General features: G+C 36.0%; 17 protein-coding genes and 2 pseudogenes. 4 read left to right on the forward strand and 15 right to left on the reverse strand.

Features of this window, described 5'->3' with window-relative positions:
* Nucleotides 1–25 precede the first annotated feature (25 nt).
* Entirely contained in the window at nt 26–247 is a 222-nt protein-coding gene (locus BN1243_RS07680; RefSeq protein WP_062105654.1) for a hypothetical protein, read from the reverse strand.
* A gap of 542 nt (nt 248–789) precedes the next feature.
* On the opposite strand from BN1243_RS07680, the gene BN1243_RS07685 reads away from it, so the two are divergent.
* Genes BN1243_RS07685 through BN1243_RS07695 form a run of 3 tightly spaced genes read left to right on the forward strand, consistent with a single transcriptional unit; the run spans nt 790 to nt 2,902 of the window.
* Complete coding sequence (locus tag BN1243_RS07685; RefSeq protein ID WP_062110486.1) at nt 790–1,518, forward strand: SDR family NAD(P)-dependent oxidoreductase; 729 nt, start codon at nt 790–792, stop codon at nt 1,516–1,518.
* Nucleotides 1,518–2,552: an S-adenosylmethionine:tRNA ribosyltransferase-isomerase gene (locus BN1243_RS07690; RefSeq protein ID WP_062105656.1), complete on the forward strand. Its 1,035-nt coding sequence runs from the start codon at nt 1,518–1,520 to the stop codon at nt 2,550–2,552. The genes BN1243_RS07685 and BN1243_RS07690 overlap by 1 nt, the downstream gene beginning before the upstream one ends.
* Nucleotides 2,552–2,902 carry a VOC family protein gene (locus BN1243_RS07695; RefSeq protein ID WP_062105658.1) on the forward strand — a complete coding sequence of 117 codons (351 nt, stop codon included), beginning with the start codon at nt 2,552–2,554 and terminating at the stop codon, nt 2,900–2,902. Before BN1243_RS07690 ends, BN1243_RS07695 begins: the two co-directional genes overlap by 1 nt.
* Before the next feature lie 480 nt (nt 2,903–3,382).
* On the opposite strand, the gene BN1243_RS22545 is transcribed toward BN1243_RS07695, so the two are convergent.
* On the reverse strand, nt 3,383–3,868 hold the full coding sequence (locus BN1243_RS22545; protein ID WP_230200134.1) for a methyltransferase domain-containing protein: 486 nt from the start codon (nt 3,866–3,868) through the stop codon (nt 3,383–3,385).
* A 404-nt stretch (nt 3,869–4,272) separates the two neighbouring features.
* On the opposite strand from BN1243_RS22545, the gene BN1243_RS07705 reads away from it, so the two are divergent.
* Entirely contained in the window at nt 4,273–4,764 is a 492-nt protein-coding gene (locus BN1243_RS07705; protein ID WP_230200135.1) for a phosphatase PAP2 family protein, read from the forward strand.
* Between the two features lie 157 nt (nt 4,765–4,921).
* Here BN1243_RS07705 and BN1243_RS23125 read toward each other — a convergent pair.
* The 13 genes and pseudogenes from BN1243_RS23125 to BN1243_RS07760 form a co-directional block, all read right to left on the reverse strand.
* Nucleotides 4,922–4,984: pseudogene (locus tag BN1243_RS23125) on the reverse strand (ArsB/NhaD family transporter); the annotation flags it as partial.
* Between the two features lie 48 nt (nt 4,985–5,032).
* A complete protein-coding gene (locus BN1243_RS07710; RefSeq protein ID WP_062105662.1) occupies nt 5,033–5,983 on the reverse strand; it encodes a DNA/RNA non-specific endonuclease in 951 nt (316 codons plus the stop codon).
* A gap of 576 nt (nt 5,984–6,559) precedes the next feature.
* The gene (locus BN1243_RS07715) at nt 6,560–7,225 is read right to left on the reverse strand and encodes an HAD family hydrolase (protein WP_062105664.1); all 666 of its coding nucleotides are present in this window, start codon (nt 7,223–7,225) and stop codon (nt 6,560–6,562) included.
* Nucleotides 7,226–7,846: 621 nt separating this feature from the next.
* Nucleotides 7,847–8,005 (reverse strand): annotated as a pseudogene (locus tag BN1243_RS22555) (DUF6054 family protein); the annotation flags it as partial.
* A gap of 74 nt (nt 8,006–8,079) precedes the next feature.
* Nucleotides 8,080–9,252 (reverse strand): IS200/IS605 family element RNA-guided endonuclease TnpB, encoded by a 1,173-nt coding sequence (tnpB, locus tag BN1243_RS07720; RefSeq protein ID WP_062105666.1) that lies wholly within the window; start codon nt 9,250–9,252, stop codon nt 8,080–8,082.
* An 8-nt stretch (nt 9,253–9,260) separates the two neighbouring features.
* Complete coding sequence (gene tnpA, locus BN1243_RS07725) at nt 9,261–9,662, reverse strand: IS200/IS605 family transposase (RefSeq protein ID WP_062105670.1); 402 nt, start codon at nt 9,660–9,662, stop codon at nt 9,261–9,263.
* A gap of 177 nt (nt 9,663–9,839) precedes the next feature.
* The gene (locus BN1243_RS07730; protein ID WP_062105672.1) at nt 9,840–10,091 is read right to left on the reverse strand and encodes a DUF6054 family protein; all 252 of its coding nucleotides are present in this window, start codon (nt 10,089–10,091) and stop codon (nt 9,840–9,842) included.
* Between the two features lie 400 nt (nt 10,092–10,491).
* The gene (locus BN1243_RS07735; protein WP_062105674.1) at nt 10,492–11,688 is read right to left on the reverse strand and encodes an MFS transporter; all 1,197 of its coding nucleotides are present in this window, start codon (nt 11,686–11,688) and stop codon (nt 10,492–10,494) included.
* 563 nt (nt 11,689–12,251) lie between these two features.
* Nucleotides 12,252–12,446 (reverse strand): hypothetical protein, encoded by a 195-nt coding sequence (locus BN1243_RS22560; RefSeq protein ID WP_230200136.1) that lies wholly within the window; start codon nt 12,444–12,446, stop codon nt 12,252–12,254.
* 40 nt (nt 12,447–12,486) lie between these two features.
* Nucleotides 12,487–13,020 (reverse strand): GNAT family N-acetyltransferase, encoded by a 534-nt coding sequence (locus BN1243_RS07745; RefSeq protein ID WP_062105678.1) that lies wholly within the window; start codon nt 13,018–13,020, stop codon nt 12,487–12,489.
* A gap of 18 nt (nt 13,021–13,038) precedes the next feature.
* Nucleotides 13,039–13,992, reverse strand: coding sequence for an aminoglycoside phosphotransferase family protein (locus BN1243_RS07750; RefSeq protein ID WP_062105680.1), 954 nt, complete (start codon nt 13,990–13,992; stop codon nt 13,039–13,041).
* Between the two features lie 234 nt (nt 13,993–14,226).
* A complete protein-coding gene (locus tag BN1243_RS22565) occupies nt 14,227–14,436 on the reverse strand; it encodes an alpha/beta fold hydrolase (RefSeq protein WP_230200137.1) in 210 nt (69 codons plus the stop codon).
* A 74-nt stretch (nt 14,437–14,510) separates the two neighbouring features.
* Nucleotides 14,511–14,876, reverse strand: coding sequence for an Hsp33 family molecular chaperone HslO (locus BN1243_RS07760; protein WP_062105684.1), 366 nt, complete (start codon nt 14,874–14,876; stop codon nt 14,511–14,513).
* Nucleotides 14,877–14,891: the final 15 nt, after the last annotated feature.

Raw genomic sequence — 14,891 nt, forward strand, 5'->3', positions numbered from 1 at the left:
CTTTAGTTATCTTTAAAGCGGCGTTTTATCTTTCACTTTTCCACTTAACATACGTATAAGTTAATTGAACAGTAAGGGTAACTACTAAAAGCACCCATAAAAACATGCCCAGTCTTGGAGGGAAATCCGATACAAATAGCTGGATGGATAAAAATATAACAACAGGAATCGTCCACAAAGTTCGAATGAATTTCTTTCTATAATTCAACTTCCAATAAATAAATCCACCATCACGACCATTTTTCATTAATTCCAGCTCCTTTGAAATTATTTCTTTATTCTATTCTAGAAACACATAGTAAATATTTTTTTGCGAACCTCCTCCCTTTTAACCGTTTCCTATCCACTAATCTAGCCGATAGCCATACTTTACGTTTCTATTTCTATTATTAAGACAATAATTCCTCTAATTATCGAAAAAGGAAATACTTTTCCACTTAATCGTGTTGCCAATGTTGTCGCATTTGTAATTGTTCAATCAGAAGATACGAACATTCATGAGTTTACAATGGACCAACAAGTCAACTTTGGTAATAATTGATTGATTAGATAAGAAGGTAGTCGACCTTAACAGCCTTTTTAATCTAGTCTTAGTCCATAGCTTTTTGTTAAGGACTTCTCTCAACTTGTTTAAGTTTTGAGGAGAATGAATGGAGTTTGTTTGCTCATTCAAAAGTTGTATGTATGAATCATCTTATATTAGTAGCAATTTTCCTCCTTCCTCCCGATGCTGCCTATGCCCTCCCTCGATATAGTAAGAGTAAGAATAATAAGAAGGTAGGGAATTTTATGAATAACACAGCAGTTGTTATGATTACAGGAGCATCTAAAGGCCTCGGAAGAGCATTAACATTAGCATTCGCAAAACAAGGAGTACGGCTTGCCATTTGTGCAAGAGGAAAAGAGTTGTTGGAAAAGGTGAAGCAGGAAGCACAGGAGTTTGGAGTGGAAATCATCGCAGTCAATGCTGATATCTCTATTGCTAAGGATGTCGATCGGTTCGTATCCATTGCGGAAGAAGCGTTTGGACGGGTAGATGTATTAATTAATAATGCCTCTATATTTGGACCTGGCCCTACACTGTTGGCTGATTATCCAGATCATGACTTTGCGGAAGTGCTTCGTGTGAATACGATTAACCCTTTCCTACTCACAAAGCGTGTATTACCTGGTATGTTAACTCGAAATAAAGGAAGAATCCTTAATGTAACATCAGAGGCAGGGAAAACAGGATTTGCGGAATGGGGTGCTTACGGTATTTCCAAGTTCGCAGTAGAGGGATTAACACAAACATGGGCTGATGAACTAGAAGATACGGGGGTTAGTATGTGTATGGTTGACCCTGGGGAAATGGATACAGAGATGCACAGCATTGCGGTTCCTGATTGTGATTATGAACTAAGTGATCCGAATGATGTGGCGAAAGTATTTGTAGCCATCGCATTAAATGAATCCACAGATGTGAATGGAGCAAGATTTGAGGCACAGTCCCTTTTAGATGAAAAGAGGGAAATTTAATGATGGCAGATGCCCGTCCCTTCCAAGTGCCTGCATCTTTAAATGCAACTACCCCTGCGGAATATAGAGGGATTAGTCGGGATCATGCCAGATTAATGACACTTGATAGAGTTACAGGAGAAATTTCCCATCATCACTTCTATCAACTAGATTCAATCCTACACGAAGGGGACTTGCTTGTCCTAAATAATAGTCGCACCCTTCCAGCCGTGTTAAAAGGAAAAAAAGGAAAGCAAACGATTGAAATTCGATTATCCCGTAAATTAACGGACCAAGAATGGGAAGTACTCATTGTGGGCAACGTATTTTCAGTAGGGGAAAAGATAAATTTACCTGGAGAATTAACAGCAACCATCATAGGAAAAGGAAATGAGGTACCCTTGGTTATTCTTTCCTTTTCAAAGAGCGGATTGGATTTGTTCGATGTGTTTTATCGATACGGAGAGCCACTGTACTATGAATATATTAAAACCCCATGGCCGTTGGATATGTATCAGACTGTTTATGCCTCCGTTCCCGGATCCGTGGAAATGCCTTCAGCAGGAAGAGCTTTTTCCTGGAAGCTGCTAAATAAATTAAAACAAAAAGGAATCAACATCGCTTTTCTGCAGTTGCATGCCGGACTAAGCTATTACGGAAATGACCGCTGGCCTAATCCAAGTAACCATATTGAAGCGTTTTGCATTCCAGAAGAAACGGCTGAATTGGTAAACAAAACGAAGATAAATAAGGGACGTGTCATTGCCGTCGGAACAACGGTAGTTCGGGCACTAGAAACAGCAGTCCAAAATACTGAAAATGTGAAAGCACAGGAGGGGTTCACCCGACTATATATTCGAAAAGAGTACCCGCTAAGGGTAGTAGACGGACTTTTAACAGGTTTTCACGAACCAGAGGCAAGTCATCTAGATATGCTAAGTGCGTTTATTGATGAAAAACATCTAATGAAGGCATATGAGGATGCATTATCAACCGGATATCTTTGGCATGAGTTTGGTGATATGAATCTGATCCTGCCAATGGAAGAAAAATGATGAGATGGCATCATAGTGGTATTGAAGTTCGAAATTTGGATGACTCCATTTCATTCTATGAAAGGATGTTTGACTTTAAAATTGAGCAATTCCTTACGTGGAGCGGTGAGAAGATCGCCTTTCTAAAAAATGACGATGTGAGAATCGAATTAATTGAAGCAGAGAATACTCCTGATCTATGCCATTCAGTCCATGTAGCTTGGCAAGTCGATGACATAGAAAGCTGGATGAAGAGGTTGGATGGAAAAGGACTCTCTCCTTCAGAAGGCCCCTACAAACTGAAAAATGGTTGGATTACCGTTTTTTATGAAGGACTTGATGGTGAGGTAATAGAGCTTATTCAAGTGTGAAGATCAATCAACATCGGTAATATTTATATCATATTTACGAATAAGATGTCGAAAACTTCTCGACATCCTTTTACATATAAGTGTTGAATAAAAATATAACAGTCCAAAATTTAACGGTAGAATAATTTGTCTCAACTAAAAACCCTATTAGCAATAAGTCCCAAAAATCATTTGATATGATTTTGAAAAGATTGAAGGCAGATTAGTTGAATAAAAAACTTCAAGGTAGCCCCAACATAAGGACTACCTCAGAGTTTATCTATTTATTAATTACTTTTTTACCAATTAATATTTCCAAGTCAACAGTTATTTGAGCTGAGTCTTTATTTAAAAAAGACTTTACTCGTTCCTCTGATGTTGTCCAAGTTAAAGGAGTCATTTGAACTAGCCATTGAATGTAAGATTTATTAAGGTCCATTGTATAACTTATCCTTGAACTTTCTATAACTTGATAATTCTCATTAAACCTTTTCACAGTCTCTATATTAGAATATTTTTGTTTGTTAGGTTATTAAGAAGATGTTCTCTTAACTCTTTTAAGTAATCACTTTGAGGAACAATTTTTATAACTACACCATCAGCTTTCAACAACCTATTAAATTCAGAGTAATTCGAAGGTGATAGGATATTTAGGATAACATCGAACTGCTGATTTTTAAATGGTGTATTCGCAAGATCAGCTACAGTCCAGATCCTTTCAGTGTAGTTCTTAGAAGCCTCCGTGATACCCTCTTTAGAAATATCTATTCCTACTCCTACTACACTATCGTAATAATTAGAACTAACAATTTCGCAAATATTAGAGAGATGTGAACCTTCACCACAGCCCATATCAAGCATAAATATTGTTTCATTTGTTTTAGCAACATGATTATATATAACTTTTGCAATGGAATGGCTTAATGGTTCAAAAAAGGCACTTTCGGTAATTATTTTCCTTCTTGCTTCAAAAAACCGCTCAAGCAAATTTTCCCATATAATTCAATTATTTTTCTAGAAAATCATTGTTAACGTTTATTTTGTACTGTTTTTCAACTAAATTCCGTAGCTCCATAGTCAACGTGAATACAGATTGCTCATTGATAATCTATATGCTGTTCCATTTTTCCCCTCTTAAAAGGGTATTATTTATGTATGTGAGTTACAATAATAACTTGAACTAATAGTGCTCACAAATACCAATTAAGATGATTTGAGGTCTGTTTATGAATATAAAGAAAGATCTTTTCACTGCATTTCTAATAAGTTTTGTCTCACTATTGTGCTTTACCACCATGGCTCTTCTTGTTAGTAAACATACAATAATTAATTTCGACCGAATCATCATTTATTATGTGCAGGGTTTGGAATCCCCATGGTTAACAAATACCATGAAAGTATTCTCGTTTATCGGTGGCACGATACCAGTTGTTGTAATTTCACTTCTGTCCATTATTATCCTTTTTAAAGTCTTTAAGCACCGGTCGGAACTTGTTTTATTTATTGCTGTTATCTTAGGTGCCTATATTTTATTTGAAACATTAAAGCAGTTGTTTCATAGGGCACGTCCAGATTTACATCGCTTAGCCGAAGCGAGCAATTACAGCTTCCCTAGCGGTCATGCAACAATGGCGTTTGCGTTATATGGTGTTCTAACATTTTTACTCTGGCGACATATTTCTACACACCTAGGAAGAACCGTATTAATTATTTTTAGTATATTTATGATTGGTCTCATAGGAATTAGTCGAATTTATCTGGGAGTTCATTATCCTAGCGATATAATAGCGGGTTATTTTATTAGTGCCTTTTGGCTTACCTCAGCTATTGGTTTTTATCAAAGATATAAGGAACGAAAATACCAACAGAAACAAGCTAAATAAAAAAATAAGGAATAGTCTCAACTTGAGTGCTAAATCCTTATTTCCATTAGTTATATACGAAGAATAAACAAAAGCAATGGAGAAATAATTGCTAGTAGCTACTTACTCCAAAAGCTGTAAAAGAGCCGGATGATATTATCACACCTTTTTGTGATTAAACATGTAGCCATACTAATGTTGCAAGTAAAGCAATTAGAGTGATATTGGGACCTAAATCCGAAGGAAAATATTCTTTCGTTCATTTATTTTGCCTCAAAGTTCTAGTGGTTTACTCACCTACCATACCGTCGTTATCACGATCGTCCATATATGGGTATAACCAATGATCACGAGTTAATGGCATTTTATAACCTGCATCTTTTGCTTCTTTTATCGTTACCTTCCCATTACCATTTGTATCAACACTTGAAAGATCATCGCTTTTGCTTAAACTTGTGTTTGAACTGTTTGATTCTGAAGATTTACTGCCTGTTAAACCAAGTGATTCGTTTATTTTATCAGGGTTCACGTTATCAAATGTATCAACAATTACGTTACCCCTTAAAGTATAGGTGTACTTGTAACTGGAAGGAATCTGCGTTTTCGTATTCGGATATGTGATAATTGCTTCAAAATTAGTAGCTCCATCAGCTTTGCGGATTGCATCTTCCATATAGGCTTGATCACCGTGTCGGTTGAGTGTACTATTTTGTGGGGTAATGTTATAAGCATTAGATACCCCTCCAAGAGAATCAGCAATGATATGTCCTTCATCTAAAACGTCGCTTTCGACACCAGGAACCTTTGCCTCATCAGAATAGTATCTACCAGACGATAATACAGATTCTTTACTATCATCTTGTAAAATGATTTCTTCAGCAATGACACGCACCAGTTGCCCGTATTCGTTAGTAAATGCCCAATATTCACGGTCCCCATAACCAATGTCAACGACGACGTTAGGTCGACGATAACCAGACAAATCACCACCATCAACTTCAATAAGTTCGTAACCTGCGGACAGTTCATTATTTCGTTGGGTTGTTGTTTCCTCTACCGCTGGTTTTTCAGAAACCGTAGTGATTGTTTCTTCTTTTTCACTATTTTTATTTGTTTCAACTGTGGTTACTTCTTGTGAATCTGTTTCTACATCTGTAATGGGTGCATCTTCTACATTGGTACAACCAACCATAAAGATGATTGTTAAAAGTAAGATTAAATAGCTCATTTTCTTTTTCATTTTAGGACTCTCCTGTAATAGTTTCATATTAATCATTCTAAAAATCTCTGAATGTTAACATTGAATATTGATATTACCACTAAATTTCAATGCCTTTTGTATCGTATTTATTTCTCATATTATTATACAGGAATTAATACATACTTTTGTGAGTGCTATTGAACTATTCTCCATTTACTTGAACAAGGAAAATGGCGTTATAGGTTTTGGATTGTGGAGGTACATTAAGAGCTTACCCTTGTCATAACTATGGTCAGAGTCCTAAAAGGATCAAGCATTCCATATGTCGGTAGTTCTTTAAGATATTGGTTCAAAATTAAATTCTCCCCAATATTGGCTTAAAAAAACCGAAGGTCGTTCGGAAAAGCACCGGAAAAACCCTCGGATTTGGAGCGTTATTTTTATTTAGAGACACAGTAGACAAGGAGTTAGGGATGATGACCCCAAGAATAATCGTAGTGCAACCAACATGATCGGTGTAGTGTACTCAAGTCCAATTTTTCCGATCGGGAAGGAAGACCCCATTAAAGATGTTGTCAATACGACTAAAATCCAAAAAGCCATTTGTTCATGATTTTATTTGCTTTCATAGTTGTCCATATCTATAGTTTGTAAGTGTTGTATGAATTCGTCAACGCTACTAAACATTTGATCTGGTTGAACACTAAACTCTAGTGTCTGATAATTTGGCAGCCATTGAACCCCAATTGTATGGACTTTGGCTTGTTTACCAGCCTGAATGTCAGCATCACTATCTCCCAGAAAAATAGCTTCGGTATTTTTTATGTTTAGATGCTCCAATGCAGTATTTACTCCCTCTGGATGAGGTTTTGGTTTATCAACATCATCACCAGTAATGATTACATCAAATAAGTCCTTCATATTAAGGCATTCTAAAGAAATAAGTAGACTTCTTCTTGCTTTCCCTGTTACAATTCCCAATTTATAACCAACGCTTTTTAATTGCAGAAGTAAGTCGTTAATCTTCTCATTATCCAAAACGAGTTCACTGTGCTTTTCACTATATTTTTCATAATATAATTCGATTGCTTTCTCATGATTTGAATCTATAAGATTTTCTCTGATGATTCCAGTCTCTGATGGACCGAACATAGCCTTAATCTCATCTAAAGTAACCTCAATGTTGTCAAATTCCTTAAATACAGCTTGAAACGCATAAAAACAAATAGGCAAAGTATCAGCAAGAGTACCATCAAAATCAAAAATAATCGCTTTAATAATTACACACCCTCTATCAAAAATTTTTAAAACCCCTTAAACCTTTAATAATAGCTTCCATATCCTTTTGGAATTTCAAAACTAATTCCTCTCTTCAAAAAGTAACTTCCCCCATATTATTGTAAAATTAAACAGTTTAGCCACCACGTTTACGAGACATATGCCCCTTCATAGTTTCTTTTACCTTTAAAAATTGAAGAAGAGGATATTAGATATTCTACCTTCCCCGATTATAGTTATTTGACAGCCTCTTCTCAAAGCTTCTTATATAAATAAGGACTGAAAGTTTATGAACTAAATTTCACAGTCCCCCAATCCCTTCCTTATTCCAGAGAATAAACTTTATTTTTCCGTGGCTCTCTACATCATTTATAAAAAACTACCATATCCTCCCCACATTTTTGATCGCGATTTGCACGTATTTTTGAATTTAAAATTTTTCGTTAGGGATCCTATGAATCGAAAGAGAGTCAAATTTTTTATTCTTTGTTTTGTTAAAGCACCATTTGCTCAGCAATTAGTTATTCCTTATCCTCATAATCTCTATATAACCCTTTATCTCCTAAAGTATCTCCCCCGTACGCATTATGCGGAAACCACGATTAGAAGTAAAATTAAGTAATATTACATTTGTTCTATACTTTTTTGCACTACTGAAACCATGTCAGCTTCAGCACCCAGACTAAAGTTTAAAAAAATACCTTGTCCCCCACCAGCACCAATTGCACTAATAAAAATACTACTGTCATTACCTACTACCGTAAGGCTTAAACTTGCTCTGTTTCCATTTCTCTTGAACCTCTCACGACTGAAGTCGCGAGATTCCTAAGTACAGAATCCTAATGGCTTCTAATGGATTAGGCTATCTCCGCAGTTCCTGCGGTTAATCGCAACGCTTCCTTGCGAAGATTGATACTTGCGTTAATATCACGTTGGTGATGGTGCATACACATCGGGCATGTCCATTCACGCAGCTCAAGATTCTTAACGTCTTTATGCTGATGGCCACAATGGGAACATAGTTGGCTGGAAGCAAAGTTTTTTGCCACTATGACTACTTGCTTTCCATACCACTTAGCTTTATATTCCACCAAAGTTCTGAATTGTGCCCATGATACTTCACTTATAGTCTTCGCTAGATGATCGTTTTGGAGCATATTCTTGACAGCTAAATCCTCCATTCCAATAATGTCGTGGTTTTTGACAAGTTGGGTGGAGATTTTATGTAACAGATCGTTTCTTGCATGGGTGATTTTTTCATGGATTTTGGCAACCTTCACTCTTTGTTTATGCCAATTAGAAGAATCCGTTTTACGTCTTGATAAGATACGTTGAGACCTAGCCAATTTTTCTTCTAATTTGCGAAAAAACTTTGGATTTTCATAGACCGTTCCATCTGATAGTGTAGCGAAGTCCTTTAATCCCACATCGACGCCAACGGCTGATCCTGTTTTTGGCATTGGATGCACATCTACCTCTGCTAGAATGGAGATAAAAAATTTTCCACTGGGATTCCGTCTGATCGTGGCATTGATAATTCTCCCATGCACTTCTCGACTTTTCGCAAAGCGGACAAGTCCCAGTTTCGGGAGTTTCAGATGTTTGTCCAGTACGGCAATATTTCCATTCACATGCTTCGTTGTATAGGACTGAACGGGATTCTTTTTTGATTTAAAGCGAGGCTCATCATTTTGCTTTTTGTAATATCTTGAGTAGGCATCATTCACGATCTCAACCGACTTTTGAAGGGAGATACTGTCCACTTCTTTTAAAAATGGATAATGCGCTTTCATTTCGCGAATGGCTTTGATAGACTTGTATTTGTTGAAGAATTGCCCGTTCCAATTATTTTGGAGGAGTTGTCCATTTTGAACCATTTCATTACAGATGTGCCAATAAGCATCCTGTTCTTTTTGTTTGCCTACAAAAAAGTTGTAAACAAAACGGCAACAACCGATCGTTTTTGCGATGAGAACTTCTTGTTTTTTGGTCGGATAGATTCTGAACCTGTAGGCTTTATTCACCAACATTGGAAAACTCACCTCACTTTTTGTTTTTGAATATATTGCCGAATCTGTGCTTCCGTTTGCTCGCTAACGGTTGCGACAAAATAAGAAGGGTTCCACAAATGGCCGCACCAAAGTTTCTTTTTTAATTCAGGATACTCTTTAAATAGTAATCTAGCTGAAACACCTTTTAATGCTTTGATCATCGTTGAAATGGAATGTTGTGGCGTGCAATCCACCAATAGATGAATATGATCCTGGTCACTTTCCATTTCCAAAATAGTGAAACCATTGTCATCCGCAATTTGATGAAGCAATTCCTTTAGACGTACCTCAATATTTCCGACTAATACTTTATGCCTATATTTGACGCACCATACAAGATGATATTGAATAGAGTATACATATCCTCTTCCCTTTTTCACTTCTACCATATCAACCACCTCACCAGTATTATACTATATGTCATGGGACTTTTGGGTATGATCATGATTAAACAAGGGAATCGTATAGCTTTTTAGTCATGCATATGTCGGATCGTTAACGCGACAGGAAATCACGCCCGATTCGAAGCCGATTCATCTCATGATTGAAATCACAAGTGTTCTCAGCTAATTCATAAAATATTTATCATAAACTCGAACTGCTATTTTAGTATCTCCAATAGTGTAGTTGCTTTCATCAACTAATCTCATACTTATTCCACTATTACCAATATCGCTTTCCAAACGATTAATCACTTTCTCGAATTGACCAATAATTGTCTTTTCATACTTTGCCATGATTACCCCATCTCCTCCCCCATAATTTATTTTCTCTATATAATACGATTGTTCATTAACCTCGGTTTCTTTTTCGACCAAAGTATTTCACATAGATCCTCTACCTCCATATTTCCAACCCCAAATGCCTTTACTCCATCCTAATTCCTTATATCCTACAAAAAAAGAGAAAAAAAACTAATTTCTTCTCTTTTTTTGTATCTACTATGTGCATTAAAAAATACTCTTTCCTTTTTACCCCCGCTTAAACCTCATATACTTTTAAACCGTTAATTGATCAAAATATGCAAAGTCTACATAACTTTTTACATTACTCTAGAAGATTGAACTATACCCGCCAGCAGCTTTAATAAAGTGCTTTTTTCATCTTTGCTACCTTCCGAAAATTAATAATTTCGTATTGATAGCCAGGACCGATACGAGCTTCTATTTCAAGTTCAAGCTCGCATCAAAAAAAAATAAATTGCATGATTATCTCCTTCTATTTCGCCGCTTTCCATGTTATAACTGCATTAATTACGATTAATATACCTGTCAATGAAAACAGCGTGGCTACATTTGTTAATTCAATTAAAACTCCTGCTACAAGATAGCCAACCGGTGTTGCTAGTAATGAAAGACTGGTCACAAAACTAAACACTCTCCCAAGTAGTTGCGGTTCAATTTCTGTCTGGATCAGAGCATAAAATGGTGCTGAAAAGAATGGTCCCGACAACCCGACCAAACCAGCCAACACAATAAAGGCATAGAAAAATGATGATGGGAGTAAACCAGAAATGAATAAAGTCGCTCCCATCAACATCATTCCTGTTGCCATCATTTTTACTTTATTAAAACGATCTCCTAAAACACCTAATAGAGAGCCTCCAACTATTAAGCCAATAGCAAAAACAATCTCCACTATCCCTGCTTCTACAACACCTTTTTCAAAAGATTTAAGTGTCATAAGTGGAAAGTAAGTGCCTAGTGGAATAAAAAGAAGAGCTACAATGGTCATTGTAATGGTTAACTTCAACACGACGGGACGCTTCACAATCGCATGATACCCTTCTTTCATTTCGGTAATAAAACTGCTTGAAACCTTTTCTTCTGTCCTCGGTACCCTTGGAATGTGAATAAATAGTAAAATACTACTTGCAATAACAGCACCAAAAACATCTAACAATAACACCCATTCAATTGAGCTAACTGCAAGTAAAGACATCCCGACTGCGGGTCCTGCAATATTTGAAATAGAACTTACTGTCTGCCCCCAGCCTGCTACCTTTGTAAGATGCTCTTCAGGTGCAAGCAGAGGTACAGAGGCTTGCATTGCTGGCATATGAAATGCAGTTGCAAGAGAACGAATGACCAGAACAAATATTACCAATAGAATGCTCGGCTCATTAAAGAACATTGTTGTAAATAAGAGTAAGCTCCCAAGAGCGACAGTCATGTCTGACAGAATCATCATCAATTTTCGAGAGTAACGATCCGTGATTGTACCCGCAAATGGACCAACTAATGCTTGTGGTAAAAATCCTGCTAGACCAGCCATCGTCAGGACAAGAGGCGATCCACCCGTTGAATCAGTTAGCCACCAAATAATACTAAATTGAACAGCCGCACTACTCAGTAGTGAAAAGAACTGCCCTGTATATATTGCACTAAATTTTCGTTTCCAATTTTCATTCCCCATTTTTCTTACCTCCAATTAATAAAAAAATCACAAGCATCTGCCTGTGATTGAGAGTAAAGGAAAAGAGACCCATCCTTATTAATAGGGGCTATTAGGAGCCGTTAGCAAATAAACCTACCAAATTATTTTCTTTGGGAGGAAAATTAGACATAAATAAAGAAAGGTAGAACCATCCGCCTTTCTAAACATTACATACTTTAATCCGCATACACCTAGCAGTAAGAAGCATTTTCAAAAAGATGAACAAAATGTTCGTATGGGGCGGATATTTTTTTAAAATATGAAATGAAGATTATTAAAAAAGGACAGACTAATCCCGTTACTCTATATACACAAACAGAGTCTTTGAACGTATTCAATTACTGGTTCAAAGTTAGGGACCATAGTCTAGGTATCATTTTTTAATAATCCTCCTTAACGTTTAAAATTCATTAACAAATTTTAAACCGACTTTTTGAATAAGTCAAGGGTAAATAGCGTTTGGCGTTTACCTTTGACCTTGATTTTAAGAAGCATTTCCGTTTTCGACATAAGGCCATGTAACATTATTACCCTCTATGGTTTTATCCGGATTGGAGGAAAATCTGATCAATTATCACTTTGTAATCTTTTGGTTTCTTGTTATACTTCTCAACCATTCGGACAGCTTTTTTCTTAAATCCTAGATTATCGAATTCCCCACCTGAGTATTTATGACTACTCTCATTTAGGGATTTATACAATCCATTTTTCAAAATAATTGCCAATAACCATTTCATTCTACAGATTTAATATCTATTACAATTTTTCACTATTCATTCAAAAGAAAACACCAGGATATTCAACAACTCCCTGAACTTTATTAAGAGCATTTTCACGTAACTCAATTGCCATGAATGCCTCATCTGGTACTTCAAAAGGTGCTTTTATCCCCCAAATAGATGCTTTTTTGAACCCGAACTTCGGATAATATTCTGGATGACCCAAAACGATAACCGAATTATACTCAAGCTCTTTTGCTTCTCTCAATGCTTCAAGAATTAAAAACCTACCTACACCTTTATTTTGATATTCTGGTAAGACAGATACAGGAGCAAGAGCAAGTGACTCTACAATTTTATTGTCATTCATAATTTTTATCTTAGATAAAAGAATATGTCCCACTATTTGGTTATTATCTTTATCCACCGCCACTAAAGATAATTCTGGAATAAATACGTTAGAGTTTCTAATTCGAGACACCAAATTATGTTCATTTTTATCACTGTATTCTGCATTAACAAATGCACACTTTACCACTTCTTCAGTTACTTTATAGTCCTCGACATGTTCTTGCTTAATTACTATATTCATCTCTTAACAGCTCCTGTTCTAATACAAATTTTCACTTAAAACATGCAGCTCTTCTCGTAAATAGTTCATTATTACAATTCTTTCTTGCTCTTCTTGTTTATCATACAAAAGTTGTTCCAAAAACTCCCATATATCTTCTAATCGTCTCTTTCCTCTATAAAAGGTCATTGCTTCGGGATTAATTGAAAAGTTTTGATCGGTTTTCTGATAGATACTTAGAAATTCATCAAAGTATGGTTTATTAACTAAGAATATCAAGTCAGCTTCAGGCGGGGCTAATTTCAACCCTTCCCAGTCAATCAATATTAACTGTTGCCCAGATTGCATTAGATTCCAATAGTGCAAATCCGTATGACATAAAGCCATTCTCAAATCACATTTTTTCAAGTTATGTGAAAGCTCCTGAACAGTCTGAATCAGATCGTATAATAGTGGAATGTAAGGATGAATCAATTCCCATATATCAGATGGTAAATCGTTTTTCTTTTTATGCAATGTATGAAGTAAAATCTGTAAAAATGGAATATCAAAATCCTCTTTTATAGCATCCGTCTCTACTGGAATGTCTTCCCCATGTGAATGTAGCTCTGTAATGATTTTTGAAAGCTGTCGAACTTGAGTCTCAGTTAAATCCTGATCCCCAATAGTTCTTCCCTCAATATACTCATAAAGTAAATAAACACCATACTCGTCTTCACATTTGTAGTCTCCACTATTTGTTAAGAAAGGAACGGAGATTTTCCCCTTCAAAAAGCTATTTTGCATAAGCCATACCAAGATCGGAACATATTGATCAACAAGAACAGTTAACTTCGGTGTGGAAGCTCTGCTTTTTTCATATACCTTTAAGAAATAACCTTGATTCTCGTTAGACACTTTATAAGCAAGTGATGCCCAACCACCTTTTTGTGGCAACACATCGGTAATGTTAATGTCATAATGTTCTTTTAAAATCATTTTTACATTTTCCATTCTGTCCTCCAAAAAAACTTACGACTTAGATAAAATATAACACAATTAGAGCTTCCTCTTTTCCAGTGTTTTAGGATTAGATAAAATACAAACCCACCAGTTCAAAGTTTAAAAGGTGGGTTATCATCTTATATTATCGTGATTTTTGTGCCGTTAGAAGCCCTAAGAAAGCCATCTTCTTCAGTCTTTAATAACAAATTGCAGTTCTTCTAAGAAAAACAGAAAAATAGACTTTTACACTTTCATCAGAAATTTTGTAATAACTCGGGTGAACTCTTCAGGTCTCTCTTTCTGAGGCCAATGTTTGCACCCCTCCATTACATACATTTCGGAGTCTTTTTTAGCCTCATGTGCTTCTATTGCATGTTTAATAGGAACAGTCGTATCGTTCGACCGATGGACGATTAATGTTTGTTTTTTTATTTCAGATAACCTTTCTGCCAATTTAGTGCAAGGTCCCGTTCGTGTAATCTCACTTCTCTGAATTAAGGATTCAGATGATAATATATCGGAATCATTCACAGTAATTGAATGGAGTATCTTGTTCCATTCTCCGCCAATTTTCTCACTTTTATATTTGAAAGCGGAGTGCCTCCTAACATTTCAACACGGATTTCTTCTAAAATCATCTTGAATTTTTTCTCCGCACCTTTTAGATCATCTTTATTAACCTTATTATAGAAGTCCCTATTTGGATTAGATGTGTGTTTTATCTCAGCCATCAAATGAGGCAAAACACCAGGAAGCAATTGGGCAAATATAGCATTACTACATATTAGACCACCCACAAGATCTAGCCCAAAATTAGTTCCGATAAAGGTTTGAGTTTGTTCACTCTGAATATAATAATGTGAAATATCATCAGTAATATTTCGGTAAGGCATCTCCTCCCCCCTTCT

The organism is Bacillus niameyensis, assembly GCF_001375535.1.
In the GTDB taxonomy this organism is placed as follows: Bacteria; Bacillota; Bacilli; order Bacillales; family Bacillaceae_C; genus Lederbergia; species Lederbergia niameyensis.

Bases quoted from the DNA above. Each gene is read 5' to 3' on its own strand.
- BN1243_RS07680 (WP_062105654.1), bottom strand. From the start codon at position 247: ATGAAAAATGGTCGTGATGGTGGATTTATTTATTGGAAGTTGAATTAT.
- BN1243_RS22560 (WP_230200136.1), bottom strand. From the start codon at position 12,446: ATGAAATGGTTATTGGCAATTATTTTGAAAAATGGATTGTATAAATCC.
- BN1243_RS07750 (WP_062105680.1), bottom strand. From the start codon at position 13,992: ATGGAAAATGTAAAAATGATTTTAAAAGAACATTATGACATTAACATT.
- tnpA (WP_062105670.1), bottom strand. From the start codon at position 9,662: ATGGTAGAAGTGAAAAAGGGAAGAGGATATGTATACTCTATTCAATAT.
- BN1243_RS07685 (WP_062110486.1), top strand. From the start codon at position 790: ATGAATAACACAGCAGTTGTTATGATTACAGGAGCATCTAAAGGCCTC.
- BN1243_RS07690 (WP_062105656.1), top strand. From the start codon at position 1,518: ATGATGGCAGATGCCCGTCCCTTCCAAGTGCCTGCATCTTTAAATGCA.
- BN1243_RS07710 (WP_062105662.1), bottom strand. From the start codon at position 5,983: ATGAAAAAGAAAATGAGCTATTTAATCTTACTTTTAACAATCATCTTT.
- BN1243_RS07705 (WP_230200135.1), top strand. From the start codon at position 4,273: ATGAAAGTATTCTCGTTTATCGGTGGCACGATACCAGTTGTTGTAATT.
- BN1243_RS07695 (WP_062105658.1), top strand. From the start codon at position 2,552: ATGAGATGGCATCATAGTGGTATTGAAGTTCGAAATTTGGATGACTCC.
- BN1243_RS07735 (WP_062105674.1), bottom strand. From the start codon at position 11,688: ATGGGGAATGAAAATTGGAAACGAAAATTTAGTGCAATATATACAGGG.
- BN1243_RS07760 (WP_062105684.1), bottom strand. From the start codon at position 14,876: ATGCCTTACCGAAATATTACTGATGATATTTCACATTATTATATTCAG.
- tnpB (WP_062105666.1), bottom strand. From the start codon at position 9,252: ATGTTGGTGAATAAAGCCTACAGGTTCAGAATCTATCCGACCAAAAAA.
- BN1243_RS07745 (WP_062105678.1), bottom strand. From the start codon at position 13,020: ATGAATATAGTAATTAAGCAAGAACATGTCGAGGACTATAAAGTAACT.